Source organism: Streptomyces flaveolus, from assembly GCF_044765825.1.
GTDB lineage: Bacteria > Actinomycetota > Actinomycetes > Streptomycetales > Streptomycetaceae > Streptomyces > Streptomyces flaveolus.
In genome coordinates this window covers 248,766-273,925 of sequence record NZ_JBIWKU010000007.1, presented here as the reverse complement: position 1 = coordinate 273,925, position 25,160 = coordinate 248,766, and the positions used below count along the sequence as shown (strand labels likewise).

At 72.8% G+C, this 25,160-nt stretch carries 23 protein-coding genes; 11 read left to right on the top strand and 12 right to left on the bottom strand.

Features of this window, described 5'->3' with window-relative positions; translation table 11 throughout:
- Position 1: 1 nt before the first annotated feature.
- Complete coding sequence (locus ACIRG6_RS22885) at positions 2–1,489, top strand: tripartite tricarboxylate transporter permease (protein ID WP_364819037.1); 1,488 nt, start codon at positions 2–4, stop codon at positions 1,487–1,489.
- Between the two features lie 94 nt (positions 1,490–1,583).
- Here ACIRG6_RS22885 and ACIRG6_RS22880 read toward each other — a convergent pair whose 3' ends face one another.
- On the bottom strand, positions 1,584–2,792 hold the full coding sequence (locus tag ACIRG6_RS22880; protein WP_403324320.1) for an MFS transporter: 1,209 nt from the start codon (positions 2,790–2,792) through the stop codon (positions 1,584–1,586).
- A 77-nt stretch (positions 2,793–2,869) separates the two neighbouring features.
- On the opposite strand from ACIRG6_RS22880, the gene ACIRG6_RS22875 reads away from it, so the two are divergent.
- Entirely contained in the window at positions 2,870–3,394 is a 525-nt protein-coding gene (locus tag ACIRG6_RS22875; RefSeq protein ID WP_364678560.1) for a MarR family winged helix-turn-helix transcriptional regulator, read from the top strand.
- Between the two features lie 68 nt (positions 3,395–3,462).
- Here ACIRG6_RS22875 and ACIRG6_RS22870 read toward each other — a convergent pair whose 3' ends face one another.
- The gene (locus ACIRG6_RS22870; RefSeq protein WP_189231298.1) at positions 3,463–3,885 is read right to left on the bottom strand and encodes a secondary thiamine-phosphate synthase enzyme YjbQ; all 423 of its coding nucleotides are present in this window, start codon (positions 3,883–3,885) and stop codon (positions 3,463–3,465) included.
- 99 nt (positions 3,886–3,984) lie between these two features.
- Between ACIRG6_RS22870 and ACIRG6_RS22865 the strand changes: the two genes are divergently transcribed.
- Entirely contained in the window at positions 3,985–5,064 is a 1,080-nt protein-coding gene (locus tag ACIRG6_RS22865; protein ID WP_403324317.1) for an NAD(P)-binding domain-containing protein, read from the top strand.
- Positions 5,065–5,076: 12 nt separating this feature from the next.
- On the opposite strand, the gene mltG is transcribed toward ACIRG6_RS22865, so the two are convergent.
- Both mltG and ACIRG6_RS22855 read right to left on the bottom strand, forming a co-directional pair.
- Positions 5,077–5,835 carry an endolytic transglycosylase MltG gene (gene mltG, locus ACIRG6_RS22860; RefSeq protein WP_403324444.1) on the bottom strand — a complete coding sequence of 253 codons (759 nt, stop codon included), beginning with the start codon at positions 5,833–5,835 and terminating at the stop codon, positions 5,077–5,079.
- A gap of 220 nt (positions 5,836–6,055) precedes the next feature.
- The gene (locus ACIRG6_RS22855; protein WP_350717713.1) at positions 6,056–7,858 is read right to left on the bottom strand and encodes an ABC transporter ATP-binding protein; all 1,803 of its coding nucleotides are present in this window, start codon (positions 7,856–7,858) and stop codon (positions 6,056–6,058) included.
- Between the two features lie 125 nt (positions 7,859–7,983).
- On the opposite strand from ACIRG6_RS22855, the gene ACIRG6_RS22850 reads away from it, so the two are divergent.
- Complete coding sequence (locus ACIRG6_RS22850) at positions 7,984–8,457, top strand: MarR family winged helix-turn-helix transcriptional regulator (protein ID WP_350717711.1); 474 nt, start codon at positions 7,984–7,986, stop codon at positions 8,455–8,457.
- Between the two features lie 23 nt (positions 8,458–8,480).
- Here ACIRG6_RS22850 and ACIRG6_RS22845 read toward each other — a convergent pair whose 3' ends face one another.
- Positions 8,481–9,227 carry a hypothetical protein gene (locus ACIRG6_RS22845; protein WP_403324313.1) on the bottom strand — a complete coding sequence of 249 codons (747 nt, stop codon included), beginning with the start codon at positions 9,225–9,227 and terminating at the stop codon, positions 8,481–8,483.
- Between the two features lie 207 nt (positions 9,228–9,434).
- Here ACIRG6_RS22845 and ACIRG6_RS22840 point away from each other — a divergent pair, with 207 nt between their 5' ends.
- From ACIRG6_RS22840 to ACIRG6_RS22825, 4 genes are all read left to right on the top strand, one after another.
- Positions 9,435–11,288: an ABC transporter transmembrane domain-containing protein gene (locus ACIRG6_RS22840; RefSeq protein WP_403324311.1), complete on the top strand. Its 1,854-nt coding sequence runs from the start codon at positions 9,435–9,437 to the stop codon at positions 11,286–11,288.
- Entirely contained in the window at positions 11,285–13,066 is a 1,782-nt protein-coding gene (locus ACIRG6_RS22835) for an ABC transporter ATP-binding protein (RefSeq protein ID WP_364678544.1), read from the top strand. Before ACIRG6_RS22840 ends, ACIRG6_RS22835 begins: the two co-directional genes overlap by 4 nt.
- A gap of 357 nt (positions 13,067–13,423) precedes the next feature.
- A complete protein-coding gene (locus ACIRG6_RS22830) occupies positions 13,424–13,894 on the top strand; it encodes a DUF5709 domain-containing protein (RefSeq protein ID WP_318217499.1) in 471 nt (156 codons plus the stop codon).
- Between the two features lie 63 nt (positions 13,895–13,957).
- Positions 13,958–14,233: a type B 50S ribosomal protein L31 gene (locus tag ACIRG6_RS22825; RefSeq protein WP_225630194.1), complete on the top strand. Its 276-nt coding sequence runs from the start codon at positions 13,958–13,960 to the stop codon at positions 14,231–14,233.
- A 95-nt stretch (positions 14,234–14,328) separates the two neighbouring features.
- Here ACIRG6_RS22825 and ACIRG6_RS22820 read toward each other — a convergent pair whose 3' ends face one another.
- Positions 14,329–15,123: a metal-dependent hydrolase gene (locus tag ACIRG6_RS22820; RefSeq protein ID WP_239766892.1), complete on the bottom strand. Its 795-nt coding sequence runs from the start codon at positions 15,121–15,123 to the stop codon at positions 14,329–14,331.
- A gap of 157 nt (positions 15,124–15,280) precedes the next feature.
- Between ACIRG6_RS22820 and ACIRG6_RS22815 the strand changes: the two genes are divergently transcribed.
- Positions 15,281–17,794, top strand: coding sequence for a DEAD/DEAH box helicase (locus tag ACIRG6_RS22815; RefSeq protein ID WP_403324308.1), 2,514 nt, complete (start codon positions 15,281–15,283; stop codon positions 17,792–17,794).
- 19 nt (positions 17,795–17,813) lie between these two features.
- Entirely contained in the window at positions 17,814–18,680 is an 867-nt protein-coding gene (locus tag ACIRG6_RS22810; RefSeq protein ID WP_364819049.1) for an acyl-CoA thioesterase, read from the top strand.
- A gap of 1 nt (position 18,681) precedes the next feature.
- Here the strand turns inward: ACIRG6_RS22810 and ACIRG6_RS22805 are convergent, their stop codons facing one another.
- A complete protein-coding gene (locus ACIRG6_RS22805) occupies positions 18,682–19,722 on the bottom strand; it encodes a DUF6397 family protein (RefSeq protein ID WP_403324306.1) in 1,041 nt (346 codons plus the stop codon).
- 149 nt (positions 19,723–19,871) lie between these two features.
- Positions 19,872–20,285, bottom strand: coding sequence for a roadblock/LC7 domain-containing protein (locus ACIRG6_RS22800; protein ID WP_239766888.1), 414 nt, complete (start codon positions 20,283–20,285; stop codon positions 19,872–19,874).
- A gap of 106 nt (positions 20,286–20,391) precedes the next feature.
- Here ACIRG6_RS22800 and ACIRG6_RS22795 point away from each other — a divergent pair, with 106 nt between their 5' ends.
- Positions 20,392–20,820, top strand: a complete 429-nt coding sequence (locus ACIRG6_RS22795) for a PPOX class F420-dependent oxidoreductase (protein WP_350717694.1) — start codon at positions 20,392–20,394, stop codon at positions 20,818–20,820.
- 69 nt (positions 20,821–20,889) lie between these two features.
- Here the strand turns inward: ACIRG6_RS22795 and ACIRG6_RS22790 are convergent, their stop codons facing one another.
- The 4 genes from ACIRG6_RS22790 to ACIRG6_RS22775 form a co-directional block, all read right to left on the bottom strand.
- Positions 20,890–21,495: a GTP-binding protein gene (locus tag ACIRG6_RS22790; RefSeq protein WP_403324303.1), complete on the bottom strand. Its 606-nt coding sequence runs from the start codon at positions 21,493–21,495 to the stop codon at positions 20,890–20,892.
- A gap of 154 nt (positions 21,496–21,649) precedes the next feature.
- Positions 21,650–22,063, bottom strand: coding sequence for a DUF742 domain-containing protein (locus ACIRG6_RS22785; RefSeq protein WP_350717692.1), 414 nt, complete (start codon positions 22,061–22,063; stop codon positions 21,650–21,652).
- A 22-nt stretch (positions 22,064–22,085) separates the two neighbouring features.
- The gene (locus ACIRG6_RS22780) at positions 22,086–22,523 is read right to left on the bottom strand and encodes a roadblock/LC7 domain-containing protein (RefSeq protein WP_318217505.1); all 438 of its coding nucleotides are present in this window, start codon (positions 22,521–22,523) and stop codon (positions 22,086–22,088) included.
- Entirely contained in the window at positions 22,520–25,138 is a 2,619-nt protein-coding gene (locus ACIRG6_RS22775) for a sensor histidine kinase (protein ID WP_403324299.1), read from the bottom strand. Before ACIRG6_RS22775 ends, ACIRG6_RS22780 begins: the two co-directional genes overlap by 4 nt.
- Positions 25,139–25,160 lie beyond the last annotated feature (22 nt).

The following is a 25,160-nucleotide window of genomic DNA, read 5'->3' as shown; positions in this document are numbered from 1 at the left end:
CATGAACGCCCTCAACTCCCTTCTGGACGGCTTCGGCACGGCCCTCACCCCGCTCAATCTCCTGTGGGCCGCCCTCGGTGTCCTGCTCGGCACGGCCATCGGCGTGCTGCCCGGCATCGGCCCCGCGATGGCGGTGGCCCTGCTGCTGCCCGTGACGTACGGGCTGGACCCGGTGGCCGCGTTCATCATGTTCGCGGGCATCTACTACGGCGCCATGTTCGGCGGTTCGACCACCTCCATCCTGCTCAACACCCCGGGCGAGAGCGCCGCGGTGGTCGCGGCCATGGAGGGCAACCCCATGGCCAAGGCGGGGCGCGGCGCACAGGCGCTGGCGGCCGCCGCCATCGGCCACTTCGCGGGCGGCATGATCGGCACGATCCTGCTGGTGGTGCTGGCGCCGACGGTGGCCGAGCTGGCGGTGGACATCGGCGCGCCCGACTACTTCGCCATCATGGTGCTGGCGTTCATCGCGGTGACCTCGGTGCTGGGCTCGTCGCGCATCAGAGGCCTGGCCTCCCTGCTGATCGGCCTGACGATCGGTCTGGTGGGCCTGGACCAGATGACGGGCCAGCAGCGGCTGACCTTCGGCTCCCTGCAACTCGCCGACGGCATCGACGTGGTGATCGTCGCGGTCGGTCTCTTCGCGATCGGCGAGGCACTCTGGGTGGCGGCGCATCTGCGGCGCGGGACGGCCGAGCCGATACCGGTGGGCCGGCCCTGGCTCGGGCGCGGCGATGTGCGGCGGACGTGGAAGTCGTGGCTGCGCGGCCCGTTCATCGGCTTCCCGTTCGGCGCGATCCCGGCGGGCGGCGCGGAGATCCCCACCTTCCTCTCCTATGTCACGGAGAAGCGGCTGTCCAAGCACAAGGACGAGTGGGGCAAGGGCGCCATCGAGGGCGTGGCCGGCCCGGAGTCGGCGGCGTCGGCCTCGGCGGCGGGCACGCTGGTGTCCATGCTGACCCTGGGACTGCCCACCACGGCGGTCGCCGCGGTCATGCTGGCCGCCTTCCAGCAGTACGGCATCCAGCCCGGCCCGCTCCTCTTCGAGCGCGAGCCCGAGCTGGTGTGGGGCCTGATCGCCTCCCTCTTCGTCGGCATGGTGCTGCTGCTCGCCCTCAACCTGCCGCTGGCACCGGTGTGGGCCAAGCTGCTGCGCATCCCGCGGCCCTACCTCTACGCGGGGATCATGTTCTTCGCGGCGGTCGGCGCCTACGCCGTCGGCGGTGAGGTCGTCGACCTGGTGATCCTGCTGATCATCGGCCTGGTCGGCTTCGGCATGCGGCGCTACGGCCTGCCGATCCTGCCGGCCGTGATCGGCGTCATCCTCGGCCCCAACGCCGAGCAGCAACTGCGGCGCGCCCTGCAGATCAGCGACGGCAGCGTCACGGGCCTGGTGAACACGCCGTTCGCGGTGACGGTGTACGGGGTGATCGTGCTGCTGCTGGCGTGGCCGTTGGTGGCGGGGGTGGTGCGGCGCGCCCGAGCGTGAGGCATGGCCCGGCCGCACCGCCCCCGGAGTCCCGACGAGGCCCCGGGGGCGGTGCGTTTTTTTCCCCCGCCACCGGGAGCTGCCGCACCGGGTCTCAGCCCACCCGCTCCAGGTCGCGCACCCCCCGCGCGGCCAGCGCGATGAGCGACACCCCGGAGATCACCACGGCGACGACGAGCAGCCACGTCTCGAAGCCGACGGCGGTGGCGACCGGACCGGTGAGGGCGAGGCCGACGGGGCGGGCCACGAAGGAGCCGACCGTGTCGAAGGCGTAGACCCGGGCGAGTTTGTCCTCCGGGACGTGGCTCTGGATGGACTGCTCCCAGTACACGTCGAACATCTGCAGGCCGAGGCCGTGCAGGAAGGCGCCGAGCAGGATGGGCCACAGCGTGTCGGAGAGCGCCATGGCGAGCGGGAAGAGGCCCGTGGACGCGAGCAGGACCACACCGACCGCCAGCGGCCGTCGCGGCCGGATCCGGAGGCAGAGCAGGCCGCCGGTCACGAACCCGGCCATCAGGACCGACAGGGCGAGCCCCCAGGCCGACCGGCCGATCCCCTGGCCCACGACGACGGGGCCGAGCACCGCCTGCGCCCCGCCGTAGAAGAGGTGGTAGAGGAGGGCCTGGAGGATGAGCAGCCAGAGCCAGCTGTGCCGCATCACCTCCCGCAAGCCGTCCCTGAGGTCCGCGACGGCCGACGCCGCCCGGGGCGTGCGCACGTGCGGGACGCGGAGACGGGCGAAGGCCACCGCGGCGAAGGCGAAGGTGCAGGCGTCGGCCACGATCGCCCACCCCGAGCCCACGGCGGCGACCAGCACCCCCGCCACGGCGTAGCCGACGGTCGAGGCGCCGGTCTGGAGCAGTGTGCGCAGCGCGACCGCGTCGCCCAGTTCGTCCTGCGGCACGACCAGCCGGGTCATCGCCATGGCGGAGGGGCGCCCCAGCGCCGAGACCACGCCGCCGAGCCCGCCCAGAACCGCGATCAGCGGGATGGTGGCGACGTCCAGCAGCAGCGCGCCGGCCAGCCCTCCCATGACCAGGGCGCTGACGACCGACGCCCCCGTCATCATCAGCCGCCGCGAGACCCGGTCGCCCAGCACGCCGCCGGCGAGCGTGGTGACGACCTGGCACGCGGCGAACGCGGCCTCCACCAGGCCGAGCTGGACGACCGATCCCCCCAGGTCGAGAACGGCGAACGCCAGGGCTACCGGTGTGATGGCGTTGCCGAGCGCGTTGACCGCGGTTCCGGCCACCAGGTACCGGAAGCCGTGGTGGCGCAGGACTCGATGACTTCGTCGCTTCACGGCGAGGAAGGTATTTCGGCACCGAAATGTTCGTCAACCAATTATCCGGTACCGAAACACAAGGCTAGGATCGGCGCATGGAGGAACCCCACCCCGACCAGCCGCACGACTGGGCGGACCGCCATGTCGACCGCTGGCGGGACCATTGGATCGGCATCGACTTCGACGACGAAGTGGAGGCGATCACGGTCCGGCTGGACCGGATCCGACGCCACCTCAAGCAGAGCACGCGCCGCGCCGTCGAAGGGGCCGGGCTCCAGATCCACGAGTACGAGACGCTGCATCACCTGATGATCCGGGACACCCCGGGCCGGACGACCCCCTCCGCCCTCGCCGCCGATCTCGGCGTGAGCGCCGCCGGGATGACCGGCCGGCTCGACGCGCTGGAGCGGTCCGGCTGGGTCCGCCGGGCACCGGCCACGGACGACCGGCGTCGCGTCGACATCGAGGTGACCGAGGCCGGCCTCGCCGTCTGGAAACGGGCGATGGCGCTCCGCGGCAAGGCCGAGGACGAGCTGTTCGGCGCCCTCGCGGCCCGCGACCGCACCCGCCTCGCCGCACTGCTCAAGCGGCTGACCCTCCATATCGAGGGCACCGACTGACCGCCTCCGGCACCCGTCCGGCTCCGGCCCGGACCGTTCCGGGGCTCCAGCCGTCCCGGGGGTCCCGGCTACCCCAGGAAGCTGAGGCGCACCCGGCGTTCGGGGTTGTCACGGTTCGTGTCCACCAGGCACACCGACTGCCAGGTGCCGAGTTCCAGGCGGCCGTCGATCACCGGCAGGGTGGCGTGCGGGGGGACGAAGGCGGGCAGGACGTGGTCGCGGCCGTGGCCGGGGCTGCCGTGGCGGTGCTGCCAGCGGTCGTCGGCCGGAAGCAGGGTGTGCAGGGCGGCCAGCAGGTCGTCGTCGCTGCCCGCGCCCGTCTCGATGATCGCGATCCCGGCGGTGGCGTGCGGGACGAAGACGCTGAGGAGGCCGTCGCGGCCCGCCGCCACCTCGCGGAGGAAGGACTCGCAGTCACCGGTGATGTCGGCGACCCGTTCCGCGGAGCCGGTGGCGAGGTTGATGACTCGGGTGGTGAAGGCATCTGGCATGCCCCCCATCCTGACGCACGCGGCGCGTGAGGGGTGGGAGCGTCGGGCCGGGGACGCGGTCACGGGAAGATCGGGAGCGGGCGCACCGTTGGTAGAAACGTGAACAACACACGCGAGGTCGAGGTCGTCGTCGTCGGAGCCGGTCAGGCGGGGCTGGCCGGGGCCTATCACCTGCGGCGCACCGGGTTCGAGCCCGAGCGCGACTTCGTGGTCCTCGACCACTCCCCCGGGCCCGGCGGCGCCTGGCAGTTCCGCTGGTCGTCGCTGACGTACGGCAAGGTGCACGGCATGCACGCCCTGCCCGGCATGGAGCTCACCGGCGCCGATCCGGCGCGGCCGTCCTCCGCGGTCGTCGCCGAGTACTTCGCGGCGTACGAGCGCGCCTTCGACCTGCGGGTGAGGCGCCCCGTCGACGTCCGCGCGGTGCGCGAGGGGGACGGCGGGCGGCTGCTCGTGGAGACGTCGGACGGCACCTGGTCCACGCGGGCGCTGATCAACGCGACCGGCACCTGGGACCGCCCCTTCTGGCCGCGTTACCCGGGCCAGGAGACCTTCCGTGGCCGCCAGTTGCACACCGCTCAGTACGCGGGGCCCGAGGAGTTCGCCGGGCAGCGCGTGATCGTGGTGGGCGGGGGCGCGTCGGGCACGCAGCATCTGCTGGAGATCGCCCCGTACGCCGCGGCCACCACCTGGGTCACCAGGCGGCCCCCCGTGTTCCGTGAGGGGCCCTTCGACGAGGACGCGGGCCGGGCGGCGGTGGCGCTCGTGGAGGAGCGGGTGCGGCAGGGGCTGCCGCCGAAGAGTGTGGTCTCGGTGACCGGACTGCCGCTCAACGACGCGATCCGGGCGGGACTGGAGTCCGGCGTGCTGGACCGGCAGCCCATGTTCGACCGGATCACGCCCGACGGGGCCGAGTGGAGCGACGGCCGGCAGGTGGCCGCCGACGTCATCCTGTGGGCCACGGGGTTCCGGGCCGCCATCGAGCACCTGAGGCCGCTGCGGCTGCGGGAGGCGGGCGGCGGCATCCGTGTCGAGGGGACGCGCGCGGTCGCCGATCCGCGGGTCCACCTCGTCGGTTACGGGCCGTCGGCCAGCACCATCGGCGCCAACCGTGCGGGACGCGCGGCCGTACGGGACATCAGGCGGCTGCTGGCCGAGGAGGAACCGGTCGCCGCGTGACGCCCCGCCGGCTCACCGGGCCCCGTCACCGGCCGGGGGCGAGGCGCTCCGCCGGTTGCTGCGGAACTCGTCGACGTTGCGCTGGTGCTCGGCGTAGTCGGCGGTGAAGCGGGTGTCGCCGGGCTTGACCGTCACGAAGTACAGCCAGTCGCCCGGGGTCGGGTCGATCGCCGCGCGCATCGCCTCGTCGCCCGGGTTGTCGATGGGCGTGGGCGGCAGGCCCATCCGCTGGTACGAGTTGTAGGGGCTGTCGATCCGGGTGTCCTGCGTGCTCGTCGCGAGCGTGGAACGGCCCAGGGCGTAGTTGATGGTGGAGTCCATCTGCAGCGGCATGCCCCGCTCCAGGCGGTTGAAGATCACCCGGGCCACCTTGCCCATGTCGTCCTTGGTCGCGGCCTCCGCCTGGACGATGCTCGCGATGGTGACCGCCTGGTAGACGTTCAGCGCGTTGCGCTGGGCGCCCGCGGCGATCGGGGCTCCGTGGAACTTCTTCCTCGCCGTGTCGACCATGGCCGCCAGCAGCTTCTCCGGGGTCGGCTGCTCACCGAGCGGGTAGGTCGCCGGGAAGAGGTAGCCCTCGGGGTTGCCCTCGGCGTCGTTCGGCAGCTTCAGGTCGGCTCTGGCCAGGGACTGCTCGGTGGTGCCGACGGGCAGGTCGAGGGTCTTGTCGACGGCCTCGTAGACCTGGGTCGCGCGCCAGCCCTCCGGGATCACCAGGGACGTGGGCCGGGACTCGCCCTCGCCGTCCGTCATCAGCAGCGGCACCGCCACGGCGGACCCGGCCACAAGGGCCCCGGTCGCGATCAGGGCGACGCGGCCCAGGCGTGTCAGCCGGACCGTTCCCCTGGGGGGCCTCGGGTGTCTCGGGGTGCTCGGCGTTCTCAGGGATCTCGGGGTTCTCGGGCTCCTCGCGCTCCTCGCGCTCCGTCGCGGAGTGTTCATGTGCATGCGGGCACGGTAACCCTCTTGTCATCTCAATCCCGGCATATCGTCACCTTGTCGGCTCCAGTCGGGCGTCCCGCCGCACCAGGGCCGCGTACCGCCCGTCCCGTGCCAGCAGCTCCTCGTGCGTGCCCTGCTCGGCCAGGCGGCCCGCGTCGAGGACCACGATCCGGTCGGCGCCCCGGACGGTGGACAGACGGTGCGCGATGGTGATGGTGGTGCGGTTGGCCGACAGGGCGTCGATGGCGTCCTGCACGGCGGCCTCGGTGCGGGTGTCCAGGGCACTGGTCGCCTCGTCGAGGACGAGGACGGGCGGGTCGCGCAGGATGGTGCGGGCGATGGCCAGGCGTTGCTTCTCCCCGCCGGAGAAGCGGTGGCCGCGTTCGCCGACGACCGTGTCGTAGCCGTCGGGCAGGGCGGCGATGTGGTCGTGGATCTGGGCCGCCCGCGCCGCCGCCTCGAGCTCCTCGTCGGTGGCGTCCGGCTTGGCGAAGCGCAGGTTCTCGGCGACCGAGGCGTGGAAGAGGTACGTCTCCTGCGAGACGACGCCGACCGAGCGGGCGAGGGTGTCGAAGTCCAGGTCCCGTACGTCGACCCCGTCGAGGGTGACCCGGCCGCCCGTCACGTCGTACAGGCGCGGCACCAGGTAGCCGAGCGTGGACTTGCCCGCGCCCGTCGGGCCGACGACGGCGAGGCTGCCGCCCGCGGGGACGGTGACGTCGATGCCGTCGAGGACCGGGCCGCCCTTGCCGTCGTAGCGGAACTCGACGTTCTCGAAGCGCACCTCGCCCTTGACCCGGTCGAGACGGACGGGCTCGTCCCGTTCGGTGATGTCGATCGGCAGGTCGAGGTACTCGAAGATGCGCTGGAAGAGGGCGAGGGAGGTCTGGATCTGGACGCCGGTCGACAGCAGGCTCACCGTCGGGCGGAACAGTCCCTGCTGGAGCGAGACGAAGGCGACGATGGTACCGAGGGAGACGTCCGGACCGCCGAGCTGGAGGGCGATGCCGGCGGTCCAGTAGATGACGGCCGGCATGGCGGCCATGACGATCGTGATGACCGCCATGCGCCAGCGGCCCGCCATGTTCGACCGTACCTCCAGGTCGACCAGCCGCTCGGACTCGTCGGAGAAGGCGCGGGTGAGCGAGTCGGAGCGGCCCATGGTGCGGCCCAGCAGGATGCCGCTGACGGAGAGCGACTCGGTGACGGTGGCGGCCATCGCCGCCATCTGCTTCTGGCGTCTGGTGGTGATCTTCCTGCGCTCCCTGCCGACCCGGCGGCTGATCCACACGAAGACCGGCAGGAGCAGCAGCGAGACGACGGTCAGGCGCCAGTCCAGGACGACCATCGCCACGATCGTGGCGACCACGCTGGTGAGGTTGGAGACCAGGGAGGTCGCCGTGGAGGTGACGGTGGCCTGCATGCCGCCGATGTCGTTGGCGATGCGGGACTGGACCTCGCCGGTGCGGGTGCGGGTGAAGAAGGCGAGGGACATGCGCTGGAGCCGGCCGTAGACGGCGGTGCGCAGGTCGTGCATGACGCGCTGGCCGACCGTCGTGGAGATCAGCGTCTGCAGCACGCCGAAGACGCTGGTGAGGACGGCGCCCAGGATCATGCCGAGGGCGAGCAGGGTCAGCAGGCCGGTGCGCCCCTCCGGGATGGCGACGTCGAGGATCTCCCTGAGCAGGAAGGGCGTGGCGACCGAGACCAGCGACGCGGCGCCGACGAGCAGTCCGACGATCGCGAGACGGCCCCGGTAGGGACGGAAGAGCTTCAGGATGCGGCGCACCTGCCGGGGCTGTTCCTCGGCACCGGCGGGTGGCGTCCAGGTGGTTTCACGGTCGGGATGCATGGGCTCCTACGGGGGGCGAGAGGGAAGGCCGAACAGACCGCGCGGGTCGGGGGCCTGACGGACGACGGACCATAGCTCATTGTTACCCCTACTCACAATGAACGTCGTCCTGTTATTGTTCCCGCATGACCGCCCCCGACCCCGACGGCCTGCTCGCCGAGCAGTTGCTGCGGCTCACCCGCAGGGTGCACCGCATCCAGAAGCGCCATCTCGAACGGCGCGACCTCGGCATCACACCGGCCCAGTCCCGGCTGCTGCGCACGCTGGCGCACTACGGCTCGCCGCCGCGCATGGCCGATCTGGCCGAGCGGCTGGAGGTCGTGCCGCGGGCGGTCACGACACTGGTCGACGGGCTGGAGGCGGCCGGGAAGGTGCGCCGCGCCCCTGATCCGGCCAATCGCCGGGTCATCCGGATCGAGCTCACGGACGACGGGCGCGCGACCCTGCGGGAGGTGCACGGCGCACGGCGGCGGGCCGCGGAGGAGATCCTCGCCCCGCTCACGGACGAGCAGCGCGCCGTACTGGGCGGACTCCTGGACACGCTGGTCGACGGGCCCGACACGCTACCCGGGAACGGACACGGGTCCGGCACGGCGTAGGCAATGCGCCGCGCCCGGACCGGTCAGGCCATCAGGTCCGCCCGGTCCCCCATCACCACCACCGGATGCCGGTGCGGGTCAAGCGTCCGCAGCAGGTACTCCATCCCGGCCTTGGGGAGGCTGACGCAGGCGGACGTGCCGCTGCCGTGGTCCATGTGGAGCCAGATCGAACCGCCCTTGGACGCGCCCTCGGGGCGGGTCGGGTCGTTCGGCGACGTGCCCTTGACCCGGTTGTAGTCGATGGCGATGACGTAGTCGAAGTCGTGCCAGTACGACGTGCCCCACGAGCGCGGCGCCGCGAAGTCGGCGGACCGGGTGTAGGGCAGTCCCGCGCCCGGTGCCGGGTCCGGGTCGGGGAGCACGCCGCCCGCGTCGCTGAGCGTGAACACACCCACGGGGCTGCGCTTGTCGTCCTCGTGGTGGTCGGTCGTCCACCCCTTCCGGCCGTTGTGCGCCGCCCAACTGCGCGTCCGGTGCCAGACGGAACCCTGCTTCGTGTACAGCACGACCGTGGACGCGGCGGAGTCCCTGCCCTCGCCGTACACCGCGACGACCTGACGGGACTCGGCGGGAATGCGCTGCTGCAACCGGTCGCCGACACCCGGGATCCGCGTGGTGTCGGCCGGGGCGCCGCTCGTGCCGGCCGCGCCGCCGGCGGGCCGGGTCGCACCGTGCCCGGACGGTCCGCCGCCGCAGGCGGACAGCGCCGCCAGAAGAGAACCGAATGCCACCATCGCGACCGTCGTACGCCGTGCTCCACCGCTTCGCATCGGTCCATCGTCGCACCCGCCGCCCGCAACGCTCCCGGCCGCCCCGGTCGTTGCACCGGCCCGGCCGCCGGGGCACGGCAGCCGGATTCGTACCCCATCGCGGAAAACCGCTTGATTTTGGGCACGCCGCGACGCGAACCTTTCACGGTTTGCAGCCTCTTGATGCCGCGTCGCGCGGCACCCCCTGACCCGAGCCTCTGGGACGTCATGCAGATCCAAGACCTTCCGTATCCCGACCCGGGCGTGCCCGACGCGCGCTCGGGCCCCCGCTTTCTGTGGTGGCTGTTCCGGAACCAGCTGGGTGGCCAACTCAAGTCGCTGGCCTGGGGCCTGCTGCACTTCGCCTCCGTCTCCGCCCTCCCCTTCTGCGTCGGCCTCGCCGTCCAGGCCGTCGTCGACCGCTCCGGCGCCCGACTCGCCGCTGCCGGCGGCCTCATGGCGCTGTGCTGCGTGGGCAACGCCCTCGGCGACACCTTCCTGCACCGTTCCGCGGTCACCAACTGGATCACCGCCGCGGCCCGCGTCCAGCAACTGCTGGCCCGCAAGACCGCGATGCTGGGCTCGGCTCTGACCCGCCGCGTCGCGGCCGGCGAGGTCGTCGCCGTCTCCACGGGCGACGTCGAGAAGATCGGCTGGTTCGTGGAGGCCGTGTCCCGGTTCACCGCGGCGGCGGTGACCATCGTGCTGGTCTGCGTCGGCCTGGTCGTCTACGAGCCGTCGCTCGGCGTCGTCGTCGCGGCGGGTCTGCCCGTGCTGGCCCTCGCGGTGCTGCCCCTGCTCCCCCGCGCCACCCGGCGGGCCGACGTCCAGCGCGAGAAGGCCGGACGCGCCACCGAACTGGCCTCGGACACCGTCGCGGGACTGCGGGTGCTGCGCGGCATCGGCGGCGAGGAGCTCTTCCTCGACCGCTATCGCGGCGCCTCTCAGGAGGTGCGGCACGCGGCCGTCCGCAGCGCCCGGATGTGGTCCCTGATCTCCGCGATCCAGGTGCTGCTGCCGGGACTGCTGCTGATCGCGGTGATCTGGCACGGCGTGCACCTGGCCCGCGAGGGCCGCATCGGCGTCGGCGAACTCGTCACCGTCTACAGCTCCGTCATGATCCTCACCTATCCGCTGCGGCACTTCGAGGAGATCGCCATGGCGTACTCCTTCTCCCGGCCCTCGGCCAAGCGGGCCGCACGCGTACTGGCGCTGGAACGGGCCACGGACACCGCGGGGTCGCGCGCCGCCGAGGTGCCGAACGGGGACCTGTACGACCCGTCCACCGGTCTGCTCGCGCCCAAGGGCCTGCTCACCGCCGTGGTGTGCGGCGATCCCGACGCGGCCGGCCGTCTCGCGGAACGTCTCGGCGGGCACCCCTCGGAGGAGGGCGCCTCGGCCCTGCTGGGCGGGGTGCCGCTCGACGAGCTGCCGCTGGACTCCGCGCGCACGGCCGTCCTGGTCCAGGACAAGGACCCGGTGCTGCTCTCCGGCACGCTGCGGGAACTGCTCGACGTACCGGCCTCCGGCGCCGTCGCCGCCGAGGAAGCGCTGGCCGCGGCCCAGTGCGGGGACGTGCTGGCGGCGCTCGCTCAGGGATCGCTGGGCACCGACGACCCGATGGACGCCCGCATCACCGAGCGGGGCCGCTCCCTCTCGGGCGGCCAGCGCCAGCGTCTCGCCCTGGCCCGGTCCCTGATCACGGACCCGGAGGTGCTCGTCCTGGACGAACCGACCTCCGCGGTGGACTCGCACACCGAAGCGCGGATCGCGGAGGGCGTACGGAGCCTGCGCGCAGGGCGCACGACGGTCGTGTTCACCTCGTCACCGCTGGTGCTGGACCGCGCGGAGCGCATCGTGTTCCTGCACGACGACCGGGTGGCGGCGGTGGGCGTCCACCGGAACCTGCTCCGCAACGAGCCCCGGTACCGGGCCGTCGTCACCCGCGAGACCGACGAGGAGACCGCCGCGCGACGCACCGGGCACGAGGCCGAGAACGCGCCGGACCGCGACGGCGGCTCCCTCGGCGAGCCGCTGGGCGACGCACTGCACCGACTGGAAGAGATCGAGGAGACGGCATGATCGGCGTGGCGCCCCCGTCGTACGACCCGGCGGCCCCGACGACGGCGAGCACCCTGCCCGTCGGAGCCCCCGCGACCGTACGCGCCTACGCGGGCGAGCTCCTGCGCCGGCACCGCCGTGCGTTCCTCCTGCTCGTCACCGTCAACACCCTCGCCGTGATCGCCTCCATGGCGGGCCCCACCCTGCTGGGCGGGCTCGTGGAACGCGTCTCGGACGACACCCGTGAGCTGCACCTGGGGCTCACCGCCACACTGTTCCTGCTGGCGCTCGTCGTCCAGGCCGTGTTCGTGCGCGAGGTGCGGCTGCGCGGTGCCGTGCTCGGCGAGCGGATGCTGGCCGACCTGCGCGAGGACTTCCTCGTGCGGTCGGTCGGACTGCCGCCGGGCGTACTGGAGCGGGCCGGCACCGGCGATCTGCTCTCCCGGATCACGACGGACATCGACCGGCTTGCCAACGCGATGCGCGAGGCCGTGCCCCAGCTGTCCATCGGCGTGGTGTGGGTGGTGCTGCTGCTCGGCGGACTCGTGGTCACCGCGCCGCCGCTCGCCCCGGTGGTACTGCTCGCCGTGCCGCTGCTGGTGATCGGCTGCCGCTGGTACTTCCGCCGGGCTCCCTCCGCCTACCGCTCGGAGGCCGCCGGGTACGCCGCCGTGGCCGCCGCGCTCGCGGAGACCGTGGACGCCGGGCGCACCGTCGAGGCCCACCGCCTCGGCGCCCGCCGCATCGAGCTGTCGGAGCGCCGGATCACGGAGTGGACGGCCTGGGAGCGCTACACGCTCTGGCTGCGGTCCGTGCTCTTCCCGGTCATCAACGTCACCCATGTGACCGTGCTCGCCTCCGTCCTGCTGATCGGCGGTGTGTTCGTCCTGCAGGGGTGGATCGGCGTCGGCCAGCTGACCACGGCCGCGCTGATCGCGCAGATGCTCGTCGACCCGGTCGGGCTGATCCTGCGCTGGTACGACGAGCTCCAGGTGGCCCAGGTGTCGCTGGCCCGGCTGGTGGGCGTGCGGGACATCGAGCCGGACGCCGGTGACGCCTCGCTGGCGCCGGACGGACGGCACGTGCACGCCGACCGGGTGCACTTCGGCTACCTGGAGGGCGTGGACGTCCTGCGCAAGGTGTCGCTGGAGGTCGCCCCGGGGACGCGGCTGGCCCTGGTGGGCCCTTCGGGTGCGGGCAAGTCGACGCTGGGCAGGCTGCTCGCCGGTATCTACGGACCCCGCGACGGCAGCATCACCCTGGGCGGCGCGGAACTGTCCAGGATGTCCGCCGAGCGGGTCCGCTCGCACGTCGCGCTGGTCAACCAGGAGCACCACGTCTTCGTGGGCTCCCTGCGCGACAACCTCCGTCTCGCGCGCACCGGTGCCACCGACGCCGAGCTGTGGGCGGCGCTGGGCGCGGTCGACGCGGACGACTGGGCCCGGGGGCTGGACGAGGGCCTGGACACCGAGGTCGGCTCCGGCGGGTACGCGCTCACACCGGCACAGGCCCAGCAGATCGCGCTGGCCCGCCTGGTGCTGGCCGACCCGCACACCCTGGTGCTGGACGAGGCGACGTCCCTCCTCGACCCGCGGGCCGCGCGCCACCTCGAACGGTCCCTGGCCCGCGTCCTGGACGGCCGCACCGTCGTCGCGATCGCGCACCGCCTGCACACCGCCCACGACGCGGACGTCATCGCCGTCGTCGAGAACGGCAGGATCAGCGAGCTGGGCAGCCACGACGAGCTGGTCGCGGCGGGCGGTGCCTACGCGGCGCTCTGGCGGTCGTGGCACGGCTGACCGGGGCTCGGCGCTCGGCGCTCGCCGCTCGGCCATGCGGACGGGGGCGCGCCGGTCCCCGCGGCACGGGGCAGGGCGGGGCGGAGGACTGGGGGGCTTGGTCGTCGTCGGTGGCCGCGGGTGGTCCGTGGCTCGTCGCGCGGTTCCCCGCGCCCCTGGGGATGCCGCACTGCCCGGCACTGGTCCCGTGCCGTTGCGCGGTCCCGAACGGGGGTGGAAGGCTGGGAGGAGGCACCGGCTCGGGGAAGGCCCGGGAACCGCGTGATTCGGCGACGGGTGACGCCTGTGCCCCGTGCAGCGGCGGCCCGCCGTGGTCCACGGTGAGAAGGGGACGGCCCCCACCCCCTGGAGGTACCCGTGAACAGCGCCGACGGATGGGGAGATGACGTCTACCAGCCCGACGGTTCCGAGCAGAGGGAGGACACCGGGCTGCTCGACGGCGAGGACACCCTCGAGTACGACGGTGTCGACGATCCCCTCGACCGGGGCTGGTCCCCGCCCGAGCGGCCCTGGGCGGTCGAGCACACCGGTGTGACGGCCGCCGAACGTCATCGGGGCGAGACGCTGGAGCAGCGGCTCGCCGAGGAGCAGCCGGATCCTGTCGCCCCCGACGGCGACGGCCTGGGCGACTCCGAGGGCACCGACGGCGAACTGCTGGACGACGAGGTCGGTGCGGGCCGCTCCGGCCGGCTCGTGGCACCCGACGAGGGAGCGCACGAGGACGAGGAGCCGGCGCTGGTCGCCAGGGACGTGGGCATCGACGGGGCGGCGGCGTCCGCCGAGGAGGCCGCGATGCACGTCGTCGACGAGGACTCCCTGCCCGGCTGACACCACCCGCCGTGGCCTTCCCGCGCCGCCGCCGCGACGATCCGCGCCGTACGAGGAGCAGCCATGCAGCAGGACAAGCACCCCGACTACCGGCCCGTCGTCTTCCGCGACCGCGCCGCCGGATACGCCTTCCTCACCCGGTCCACCGCGACCAGCGAGGAGACCATCGCCTGGGACGACGGGGAGACCTACCCGGTGGTGGACGTGGAGATCTCCTCGGAGAGCCACCCCTTCTACACGGGCAAGGCCCGGACGGTGGACTCGGAGGGGCGCGTCGCCCGCTTCGAGCGGCGCTACGGGAGCGGCGAGGGGGAGGGCGGCACCGGCGGGGCCGGCTGAGCGGCCGAGACGCACGTCCCTGGGGCGCGGGTCCAGCGGGCGCACGCCCGGGGAACCCGTGCCCCGTCCCGGCCGGGTGCGGCCGGCCGGGTGCGTCAGATGAAGTTGAGCGCCGCCGCGCAGCCCACTCCGCCGAGCACCATGAAGGCCGGCATCAGCACCCTCAGCTCCACCCAGCTGCCCGCCCGGAACCGCATGGCCTTCGGCGGACCGATGGGGTACCAGCGCTTGCGGCCGACGGGTATGGGCCACAGGATCGGGCAGCCCGAGACGGTCAGCGCGTCCCCGATGTCGTGCACCAGCGCACCCAGCACGATCGGCAGTCCCAGCCACAGGTACTCCTGGCCCGGCGCGGTGAACAGCCAGTCCGAGCCGCCCTGCGGCTTGTCCAGTGTCCCGGCGAGGATCCACGCGCTGGTCGCGGCCAGCAGCCAGACCAGCACGTCCGCGCTGGAGCCGCGGGTCGCCCGCCACAGCAGGCCCTCGATGGCCAGCACCATGTGCACGAAAAGGATCGCGAGTACCGCCCAACGGCCACCCGTGACGGCCAGGGCCGAGGCGCCCGCGCCGATCAGGACGGCCCACAGCCAGGTGTGCGTGAGCGTGCGGTGTCCGCCCGAGCGGCGCGGGTCGCCCCGCTTCTTCGTGGCCTTGTAGACGGCGTACGACAGCTTGTCGACGATCTCGCACAGCCACCGGGAGACGGGCCCGAAGGCCCGCGAGATGGTGGCCGCCTTGTGGTCGAGGTCCGGGGCGAGGGCGGCGCCGGCGCAGATCAGGGCCCCGACGAGCAGCACCGGCCAGGGCATCGGGTGTCCGGCCGCGGCGGTCGCCGCCCCGACACCGAGCCAGGCCGCGGCGCCCGACAGTGAGTGTGCTGGTCCCATCATCGCGCTTGCCCGCCCCATTCCTCGTCTGCCGCTGTCCAGTTGTCCGGGTCCGTCGCCGGTCCCGCTGATGCGCCGTCGGCGACCCAGCGTAGCGGTCGTGATCTTCGTTTCGGCATCCGATTCCCCCATCGCGGCCCGGGCCAGGCAAGATGGGGGCGTGACCCTCATCGACCAGCTCCCGCCGACCGCCGACCCCGATGCCCTGTACGAAGCCTTCGAGTCGTGGGCCCAGGAGCGCGGTCTCACGCTCTACCCCCATCAGGAGGAGGCGCTGATCGAGGTGGTCTCCGGCGCCAACGTGATCGTGTCGACGCCCACCGGCTCCGGCAAGAGCATGATCGCGGCGGGCGCTCACTTCGCCGCCCTGGCCCGGGACGAGGTCACCTTCTACACGGCTCCGATCAAGGCGCTGGTGTCGGAGAAGTTCTTCGAGCTGTGCAAGCTGTTCGGCACCGAGAACGTCGGCATGCTCACCGGCGACGCCTCGGTGAACGCCGACGCCCCCGTGATCTGCTGCACCGCCGAGGTGCTGGCCTCGATCGCGCTGCGCGACGGCAAGCACGCGGACATCGGCCAGGTCGTCATGGACGAATTCCACTTCTACGCGGAGCCGGACCGCGGCTGGGCCTGGCAGATCCCGCTGCTGGAGCTGCCGCAGGCGCAGTTCGTCCTGATGTCGGCCACGCTCGGTGACGTCTCGTTCTTCGAGAAGGACCTCGCGCGCCGCACCGGCCGCCCCACGTCGGTGGTCCGCTCGGCCACCCGCCCGGTGCCGCTGTCCTACGAGTACCGCTACACGCCGCTCACCGAGACGCTCACCGACTTGCTGGAGGCCCGGCAGGCGCCCGTCTACATCGTGCACTTCACGCAGGCGCAGGCCGTGGAGCGGGCGCAGGCGCTGATGAGCATCAACATGTGCTCGCGTGAGGAGAAGGAGAAGATCGCCGAGCTGATCGGCGCCTTCCGCTTCACCACGAAGTTCGGCCGCAATCTCTCCCGTTACGTCCGGCACGGCATCGGCGTGCACCACGCCGGCATGCTGCCCAAGTACCGGCGCCTGGTGGAGAAGCTCGCGCAGGCCGGTCTGCTGAAGGTGATCTGCGGGACGGACACGCTCGGCGTGGGCGTCAACGTCCCGATCCGCACCGTGCTGTTCACGGCGCTGACCAAGTACGACGGCACCCGGGTGCGCACGCTGCGGGCCCGTGAGTTCCACCAGATCGCCGGCCGGGCCGGACGCGCGGGGTTCGACACCGAGGGCTTCGTCGTCGCCCAGGCGCCCGAGCACGTCATCGAGAACGAGAAGGCGCTCGCCAAGGCCGGTGACGATCCGAAGAAGCGGCGCAAGGTCGTCCGCAAGAAGGCCCCCGAGGGCTTCGTGGCCTGGTCGGAGAACACGTTCGAGAAGCTCATCGCCTCCGAGCCGGAGCCGCTGAACTCCCGCTTCCGGGTCACGCACACGATGCTGCTGTCGGTGATCGCCCGGCCCGGCAACGCCTTCGCCGCGATGCGGCACCTGCTGGAGGACAACCACGAGCCGCGCAAGCAGCAGCTGCGGCACATCCGGCGGGCGATCGCCATCTACCGCTCGCTGCTGGACGGCGGCATCGTCGAGAAGCTCGACCAGCCCGACGCCGAGGGCCGCATCGTCCGCCTGACGGTGGACCTCCAGCAGGACTTCGCGCTGAACCAGCCGCTGTCCACGTTCGCGCTGGCCGCGTTCGAGCTGCTGGACCCCGAGTCGCCGTCGTACGCGCTGGACATGGTGTCCGTCGTGGAGTCCACGCTGGACGATCCGCGGCAGATCCTCGCCGCCCAGCAGAACAAGGCGCGCGGTGAGGCCGTGGCCGCGATGAAGGCGGACGGCGTCGAGTACGAGGAACGCATGGAGCGCCTCCAGGACATCACGTACCCGAAGCCCCTGGAGGAGCTGCTCTTCCACGCGTACGACACGTACCGCAGGAGCCACCCGTGGGTCGGTGACCATCCGCTGTCGCCGAAGTCGGTCATCCGTGACATGTACGAGCGGGCGCTGACCTTCACGGAGCTGGTGTCCCACTACGATCTGGCCCGCACCGAGGGCATCGTGCTGCGCTACCTCGCCAGCGCCTACAAGGCCCTCGACCACACCGTCCCCGACGACCTGAAGTCCGACGACCTCCAGGACCTGATCGAGTGGCTCGGCGAGATGGTGCGCCAGGTCGACTCCAGCCTGCTGGACGAGTGGGAGCAGCTCGCCAACCCCGAGGTGATGACCGCCGAGGAGGCCCAGGAGAAGGCCGACCAGGTACGGCCGGTCACCGCCAACGCGCGCGCCTTCCGCGTCCTCGTCCGCAACGCCATGTTCCGACGGGTCGAGCTCGCCGCTCTGGACCAGGTGGAGGAGCTGGGCGAGATGGACGCCGACGCCGGCTGGGACGCCGACGCGTGGGGCGAGGCCATGGACAAGTACTGGGACGAGTACGACGACCTCGGCACCGGTCCCGACGCCCGCGGCCCCAAGCTGCTGGTGATCGAGGAGGAGCCGAAGAACGGCCTGTGGCGCGTGCGGCAGATCTTCGACGACCCGAACGACGACCACGACTGGGGCATCAGCGCCGAGGTCGATCTCGCGGCCTCGGACGCCGAGGGCCGGGCGGTCGTCCGTGTCACCGATGTCGGCCAGCTGTGAGCACAGGAGAGACCCACCGATGACGAACCCGGCAGAAAGCCTTGTCGCCCTGCTCGACCTGGAGCAGATCGAGGTCAACATCTTCCGCGGCCGCAGCCCCGAGGAGTCGCTGCAGCGGGTCTTCGGCGGCCAGGTGGCCGGCCAGGCGCTGGTCGCCGCCGGGCGCACCACGGAGGGCGACCGCCCGGTGCACTCGCTGCACGCGTACTTCCTGCGTCCCGGGCGCCCCGGCGTGCCGATCGTGTACCAGGTCGAACGGGACCGGGACGGAAGGTCGTTCACGACCCGCCGGGTCACCGCCGTGCAGCAGGGCCGCACGATCTTCACGCTCACCGCCTCCTTCCACAAGCCTGAACAGGGGGGTTTCGAGCACCAGTTGCCCCCGGCCCGCAAGGTCCCGGACCCCGAGTCCCTGCCGACGCTCACCGACGAGCTCCGGTCCCACCTGGGCGCGCTGCCGGAGCAGTTGGAGCGGATGGCCCGCCGTCAGCCCTTCGACATCCGCTATGTCGACCGGCTGCGCTGGAGCGCCGACGAGGTCGCGGACGCCGAGCCGCGCAGCGCCGTGTGGATGCGCGCGGTCGGACCGCTCGGCGACGACCCGCTCGTGCACACCTGCGCCCTCACCTACGCCAGCGACATGACCCTCCTGGACGCCGTGCGCATCCCGGTGGAACCCCTGTGGGGGCCGCGGGGCTTCGACATGGCGTCGCTGGACCACGCCATGTGGTTCCACCGGCCGTTCCGTGCCGACGAGTGGTTCCTGTACGACCAGGAGTCCCCGATCGCGACCGGCGGACGGGGGCTGGCCCGCGGGCGGATCTACGACCTGGAGGGGCGCCTGCTGGTGTCCGTCGTCCAGGAGGGCCTGTTCCGGTCCCTGTAGGTCACGAGCCTCCGCGCCGGAGCCGGCCGAGCAGGCCGCGGAGCCGTCCGGTCTCCTCGGCCCGGGGCCGCGCCGGTGCCGGAGCGGGTGGGTCCGGTACCGGCCGAAGGGCGGGGCGTGCGGGCCGGTGTCCGTGCGCCGCCGGGGCCCGGCGATGCTCGTGCCGTCCCGGTACTGGACGATGCTCGTGCGCCGTCTGTGCCGGACCCTGTTGCTGCTCCCGTGGGGCCGGGCGTGGTGCCGGGCGGAGTACCCGCGCGTGGCGCACCTCGCGCGCCAGGTCGGCCCTGAGCCGGTCGATCTCGTCAGGATCGGCCGCCGTCATGAGTTCTCCGGCGATCTGCGCGGCCGGGGAGCCCGGTGAGCCGTGGACCCGGCGGGCCGGGCGGAACCGGCTCAGGTGGGAGCGTTCGTAGGGGTCCCTGACGACCTCCGAGACGTCGACCGGGTCGAGCAGTGAGGCCACGGCGGCCGCTCGGGCCCACGGGTCCTCCGTCCGCCGGAGCAGACATGCGAGGTGCCGGCCCCGCCAGTTGCGGGGGCGCAGGTCCAGACCCTCCGCCAGCTGGTCCCGCAGGCCTTGCGGTGTGCGCCCCGACAGCAGTGCCGCGTTCCGCTCGTCGGCCGCGAACTTGCGCAGTTCGTCGGCGAGATACCGCCAGACGACGGCCCGGTAGCGGTTGAGGGAGAACGTCGTGGGCACCAGCAGCCCCAGCCTGGCGAGGCGGGTGAACCGTGCCTTCGTCACCTCCAGGAGGGCCGCGCCGTCCGTCGTTCCCACCGTCCGGACGCGCTCCCGCAAGGCCTCGGGAAAGCCCACCTCCGTCCGGACCCGCTGGATCTCGGCCCGGGGCACCCGCCGCCCGCCTCCCCCGTCGTCGGGGACGGTGCGGATGCGGCCGAGCTGCACGGCGATATCGAACTCGTCTCGCCCGAGACCGAGTTCTCGTGCCGCCCGGCTGGGCGCGACCGAACCCTCCGGGGGCGTGGTGATCCGTTCGACGGTGGCCGCGCTGTCGTGCGTGATGGTCTTTCCGGACATGCTCGTCTCCCCCGTGGAGTGTGCCGGCCGACGCCGTCCTCGGCCGCCTGACACAGAACCGTAGCCGCTGCCGCGCCACCCGTTACGAGCCTGTGGACAACTCCGCGCCTGCCGTCGACGAGCGCCGAAATGATCTCCGAAAGACCTGGTCAGAGGTCTATGGACGGAAACCGGTCCGGCTGCCGCGCGTCGACGTCGAGGTGTTCGCCGACCCGGTTGACGAGCAGCGTCATCTCGTACGCGATCTGCCCGATGTCGGACTCCGCGCCGCTGAGCACGCACAGACAGCTGCCGGAGCCCGCTGCCGTGACGAACAGCACCGCGTCGTCGAACTCGACCATCGTCTGCCGTACCCCGCCGGCGCCGAAGTGCCGGCCCGAGCCCTTGGCCAGGCTGTGGAGTCCGGACGAGACGGCGGCGAGGTGCTCGGCGTCCTCCCGCCGCAGTCCCGTACTCGCGCCGGTCACCAGCCCGTCGTTGGACAGGACCAGCGCGTGCCGTACGTGTTCCACCCGCTCGGTCAGGTCGTCCAGCAGCCAGCCGAGTCCCTGCTTCTGCACCATGATCCGGTCTCCCCGTGTTGTCCCCGTATGCGTCGTCTCCCCCTGCGCGGGGGATCTGCCCGCCAGCCTTCCCCACACCCGTGCCGCGGGCAAGGAGGATTGGTGCATGGCACAGAAGATGACCGATGACGAGTGGCGGGCGTTCGTCTCCCACGGCACCCGCACGGCGAAGCTCTCCACCGTTCGCGCGGACGGCAGTCCGCACGTGGCGCCGATCTGGTTCCTGCTGGACGGGGACGAGGTGGTGTTCAACACCGGCGAGAACACCGTGAAAGGCCGCAATCTGGCCCGGGACGGCCGGGTGGCCCTGTGTGTGGACGACGACCGGCCGCCCTTCGACTACGTGGTGCTGCAGGGCCGCGCGAGGATCGTGGACGACCTCGCCGAACTGAGGCACTGGGCCGCGCGGATCGGGGCCCGGTACATGGGCGAGGACCGCGCCGAGGAGTTGGGGGCGCGCAACGGCGTCCCGGGCGAGCTTCTGGTCCGCGTCACCGTCGACAAGGTCGTGGCGCAGAAGGCCGTGGCGGGCTGAGGCCGCTGCGCGGGCGGTGCGGCGCGCCGGCACTCGGAGCGCGGTCGCCGCCGGGGGGCGGTGAGCCGGTCACCGCACCGAGTCGAGCAGCCGGGCGGTGTGCACCCGCCCGGCGTACTCGACCAGCCGGATCAGCACCTCCTTCCCCGAGTCGCGTTCCCGCGCGTCGCACAGCACCACGGGCGTTCCGGCGTCGAGGTCGAGAGCGCGCAGGACGTCCTCGGTGCCGTGGCGGCGAGCGCCCGAGAAGCAGTTGACGGCCACCACGAACGGGATGTGCCGGTGCTCGAAGTAGTCCACCGCCGGAAAGCAGTCCTCCAGGCGCCGGGTGTCCGCGAGGACGACCGCGCCGAGGGCGCCCTGTGCGAGTTCGTCCCACAGGAACCAGAAGCGGTCCTGGCCCGGGGTGCCGAAGAGGTAGAGGGAGAGCCCGGACCGGATGGTGATGCGTCCGAAGTCCATGGCGACGGTCGTGGTGACCTTCTGGTCGATGCCGCCGGTGTCGTCGACTCCTTGGCCGGCCTGGGACAGCAGTTCCTCCGTGCGCAGCGGTCTGATCTCGCTGACCGCGCCCACCAGGGTGGTCTTGCCCACGCCGAATCCTCCGGCGACGAGGATCTTCAAGGCCAGCGCGGTCGTGTCGCCGCCGGCGGCGTCGGGGTGTTCGGAGACCATGGATCACTTCTCTCGTGGGTGCGGACGACGGCGGACGGCCGGGGGTGTGTGCGGCGGCCTCGGCGTGCGCGAGCGGCCGTTACGGATGGGCGAGTCGTCGTGGGCGTTCTTCGCCGGCATGGCCTGCGGCCTCTTCTCCTCGGTTCGGGCGGCTCTACAGGGCGCGCAGCCCGTTGATCACCTCGCGCAGAATGCGTTCGTCGGGAAGTTGCGCGGGCGGTACGGGGCGGCTGACGGTCACGGAGCCCAGTTCGACCAGGTCGCCGAGGAGCACCCGGACGACGCCCACGGGCAGATCCGCGTCGGCCGCGAGTTCGGCGACCGACTGGGTCTCCGTGCGGCACAGCTCGATCAGGGCCCGGTGTTCCGGTCCGAGCGCGGTGTGGTCGGCCGCGGGTGCGCCCGGGTCCAGGGTGACGAGGGCGATCAGGTCGAACCGCACTCCGGCGGGGCCCGGGTGGGTGCGGCCGCCCGTCATCGCGTAGGGGCGGACCAGAGGTCCGGCCTCGTTGTCGTACCACTGGCCGCCCGGCCGGTCGGGGACGCCGCCCGTGATGTCGTCGGTCATCTGCGCGGACCGCCCTCCCGCGTCATCCCGCGGCGGGCGGCCGGGCCGCTGCGCGTGGGGGCGTGTAGAGGTGCTCGCCGACACGTCTGACCAACCGTGCCATCTCGTAGGCGACCAGGCCGATGTCCGCGGTCACGGCGGTGAGGACGGCGAGGCAGGAGCCGTCCCCCGCGGCGGCCACGAACAGGAACGCGTCGTCCATCTCCACCATGGTCTGGCGCACGCCCCCGGCGCCGAAGTGCCGGCCGGCGCCCTTGGCGAGGCTGTGGAAACCGGAGGAGACGGCGGCCAGGTGCTCGGCGTCCTCGCGGCCGAGGCCGGTCGACGCGCCCACGGCGAGCCCGTCGTTCGACAGCACGACGGCGTGCCGCACTTCGCTCACGCGCACGACCATGTCGTCCAGCAGCCAGTCGAGTTCGCGGGTCCGCCGGTCGGGTGTCGTGCGGGGATCCTGGATCATGCGGGGTCTCCTTCGCTGGTGTCGCGGACGGTCGTCGGGCCGGGCGGGGCTCCGCGGCCGGGTTGCCTGCCACCGCCGCGCGTCCAGCCGTCGCGGTAGGCCGCCATGCGGTCGCGTACGCGCTCGGGGGTGCGCTCGTCGGGGTCGTGCGGTGGGACGGGCTGGGCGGGTTCCTCCGGTCGCCCGCTGCGCAGTTGGGGGGCGAGGCTGGCCTGGCGTACACGGCGGGGGAGGTCGTCGGACTCCGCGGCTCGGTCGGGGGATCGGTCGCCGGACCGGCCGGAGGACCGGCCTGTGGACGGGTGCAGACGCAAGGCAGGCGCTCCTGTGGGCCGGCTTGTGGTCGTGGCCTCCGCCGCGGCGGGTACGGGCGCCACCAGCGCGGGCCGGTCGGCCGGTGCGGCCACGGGCTCCTGGCGCGGGATGCCGGCGGGCACGCGCGCGTACCTGTGCTCCTCCGGCTCCGCCGCCGTCCGTGCGGCTTCCTTCTGTGCCGCTTCGGGTGCCGGCCGTGAGTGCGCCTGGAGCAGTCGGGCGTCCTCGGGGGAACGTTCCGCCGCTCCGCTGTCCAGCAGAGCGGTGGGCAGGAGGATGACAGCGGTGGTGCCGCCGTAGGGCGAGGTCCTCAGATGGACCTTGATGGCGTGCCGGGACGCGAGCCGGCTGACCACGAACAGGCCGAGCCGGTCGCTGTCGAACAGGTCGAGTGCCTCGGACTGGGCGATGCGGCGGTTGGCCTCCGCGAGGGCCTCCTGGCCCATGCCGAGCCCGCGGTCCTCCACCTCCAGCGCGTAGCCGTTGCCGACGGGCTCGCCGGTGACGCTCACGCGCGTGTGGGGCGGCGAGAACTGCGCGGCGTTCTCGATGAGCTCGGCGACGAGGTGCGTGAGGTCGGCGACGGCGGCGCCGACGACGGACGCCTCGGGCAGTTGCCGTACCTCCACGCGCGCGTAGTCCTCGACCTCGGAGACCGCCGCACGGACGACGTCGGTCAGCGGGACCGGCATGCGCCAGGCTCGTCCGGGAGCCGCGCCGGAGAGGATGATCAGGCTTTCGGCGTGGCGGCGCATCCGGGTGGTGAGGTGGTCGAGACGGAACAGGTCGCTCAGTTCGTTCGGGTCGTCGGAGCGGCGTTCCATGCTGTCGAGCAGGCTCAACTGGCGGTGGACGAGGATCTGGCTGCGGCGGGCGAGGTTGACGAAGACCCCGGAGATGCCGCTGGCGAGCTCGGCGCGCTCGACGGCGGCCCGCAGCGCGGCGCGGTGCACGGTGCCCAGGGCCTCGGCGACCTGCCCGGCCTCGTCCTCGGCGGGTGCCCCCGGCGGGGCCTCGGCGCGGATGTCGATCTCCTCGCCCGTGCGCAGCCGGCGCATGGCCTCGGGAAGTTTGTGCCGGGCGATCTCCAGGGCGCTGTTGCGCAGGCTCACCAGCTCGACCACGAGGCCGCGGCCGATGCGGACGGAGATGACCAGGGACGCGGCGACGGCGAGGAGACCGAGGAGGACGGCGGCCCCGGCCGGCGTGAGCACACCGCGGGTGAACGGGTCGGCCCGGTCGGCGACTCCTCGCCCGGCGTCCCCTTCGATGGTCCGCATGCCGTCCTGCACCCGCGCGTGGGCCGTGTCCCAGGAACTGCGGGATGCCGCGGCGTCGACCGGCCGGTCGTCCGCACCGCCGTCCAGCAGCCTGTCCTCGGCGGCGCCCACCGTCGTGTAGGCGGCGCCGCCGGCGAGTTCCAGCCAGGCGGCGCGGTCCGGGCCGCGCAGATCCGCGACGGCGGACTCGGTGAGGGCACGGCGGGCGCCGACGGCGCCGCTGAACAGCCGTAGTCGTTCGCCGTCGAGGCCGCCGGCGAGCCGGGCACCGGCGAGTACGGCGTCCTCCTGGGCGAGCGCCTCGCCCGCGCGGGCGAACTCGACCAGCACGCGCGCGTCGGAGCCGAGATCCGCGTCCTGGACACCGCTCAGCGCACCGCCCACCCCGAAGGCCGCCGAGATGGCCGTCGTGTACCGCCGGTAGGTCTCCGCCCAGTCCGCGCGGCGCTCGAGCACGGCACTGCGCAGCGGGCCCAGTTCCTCGGCACCGGTGACGAACGCCTCGAGCCGCCGAGCCACTCCGGCGGGCAGTTCCTCGCTGTCGGCGACGGTGCTGTGTTCGCCGAGCCGCAGCTTCCCGACGGCCCGGTCGGTGCGTGCGGACAGCTCCTCGTAATCGCCGGCCGGCACCGCCGACGGGTCGGTGGCGCGGCGTACGGCCGCCGTCCGCTCCGCCTGCAACGCGGCGACTGCGGCGCTCACCGGGGCCCGGACCTGGGCGTCCACCCGCTGGACCTGGCGCAGCCGGGAGACGTCCTGGGCGGTGGTGACGGTGGCGTACGCCCACAGGGCCAGGAGGGAGACCACGGGCACCATCAGCAAACAGACGATCTTGGCGCGCACGGTGCCCGGGCGTATACGCATGCGCCACGTGCGCGTGGAGACCGAGTCCGGTGTCTCGCCCGCGGGCTCCGCCGGGCTCTCGTCGGCCGGTGGTCCGGCGTGCGCGCGACGGCCGCGCGCGGGCGGCGACGGCGGCGCCCCGGCGCCGGTCGCGGGGGTCGTACGGGGTGTGCGCATGGCCTCCTCGCTTCTTACTGGT

What these genes read in the sequence shown, in the direction of transcription:
- ACIRG6_RS22775 (WP_403324299.1), bottom strand. Translation starts at nt 25,138, where the DNA reads ATGCGCACACCCCGTACGACCCCCGCGACCGGCGCCGGGGCGCCGCCG.
- ACIRG6_RS22805 (WP_403324306.1), bottom strand. Translation starts at nt 19,722, where the DNA reads ATGTCCGGAAAGACCATCACGCACGACAGCGCGGCCACCGTCGAACGG.
- ACIRG6_RS22785 (WP_350717692.1), bottom strand. Translation starts at nt 22,063, where the DNA reads ATGACCGACGACATCACGGGCGGCGTCCCCGACCGGCCGGGCGGCCAG.
- ACIRG6_RS22855 (WP_350717713.1), bottom strand. Translation starts at nt 7,858, where the DNA reads ATGCATCCCGACCGTGAAACCACCTGGACGCCACCCGCCGGTGCCGAG.
- ACIRG6_RS22870 (WP_189231298.1), bottom strand. Translation starts at nt 3,885, where the DNA reads ATGCCAGATGCCTTCACCACCCGAGTCATCAACCTCGCCACCGGCTCC.
- ACIRG6_RS22850 (WP_350717711.1), top strand. Translation starts at nt 7,984, where the DNA reads ATGACCGCCCCCGACCCCGACGGCCTGCTCGCCGAGCAGTTGCTGCGG.
- ACIRG6_RS22845 (WP_403324313.1), bottom strand. Translation starts at nt 9,227, where the DNA reads ATGCGAAGCGGTGGAGCACGGCGTACGACGGTCGCGATGGTGGCATTC.
- ACIRG6_RS22885 (WP_364819037.1), top strand. Translation starts at nt 2, where the DNA reads ATGAACGCCCTCAACTCCCTTCTGGACGGCTTCGGCACGGCCCTCACC.
- ACIRG6_RS22835 (WP_364678544.1), top strand. Translation starts at nt 11,285, where the DNA reads ATGATCGGCGTGGCGCCCCCGTCGTACGACCCGGCGGCCCCGACGACG.
- ACIRG6_RS22810 (WP_364819049.1), top strand. Translation starts at nt 17,814, where the DNA reads ATGACGAACCCGGCAGAAAGCCTTGTCGCCCTGCTCGACCTGGAGCAG.
- ACIRG6_RS22840 (WP_403324311.1), top strand. Translation starts at nt 9,435, where the DNA reads ATGCAGATCCAAGACCTTCCGTATCCCGACCCGGGCGTGCCCGACGCG.
- ACIRG6_RS22875 (WP_364678560.1), top strand. Translation starts at nt 2,870, where the DNA reads ATGGAGGAACCCCACCCCGACCAGCCGCACGACTGGGCGGACCGCCAT.
- ACIRG6_RS22800 (WP_239766888.1), bottom strand. Translation starts at nt 20,285, where the DNA reads ATGGTGCAGAAGCAGGGACTCGGCTGGCTGCTGGACGACCTGACCGAG.
- ACIRG6_RS22790 (WP_403324303.1), bottom strand. Translation starts at nt 21,495, where the DNA reads ATGGTCTCCGAACACCCCGACGCCGCCGGCGGCGACACGACCGCGCTG.
- ACIRG6_RS22825 (WP_225630194.1), top strand. Translation starts at nt 13,958, where the DNA reads ATGCAGCAGGACAAGCACCCCGACTACCGGCCCGTCGTCTTCCGCGAC.
- ACIRG6_RS22780 (WP_318217505.1), bottom strand. Translation starts at nt 22,523, where the DNA reads ATGATCCAGGATCCCCGCACGACACCCGACCGGCGGACCCGCGAACTC.
- ACIRG6_RS22795 (WP_350717694.1), top strand. Translation starts at nt 20,392, where the DNA reads ATGGCACAGAAGATGACCGATGACGAGTGGCGGGCGTTCGTCTCCCAC.
- ACIRG6_RS22820 (WP_239766892.1), bottom strand. Translation starts at nt 15,123, where the DNA reads ATGATGGGACCAGCACACTCACTGTCGGGCGCCGCGGCCTGGCTCGGT.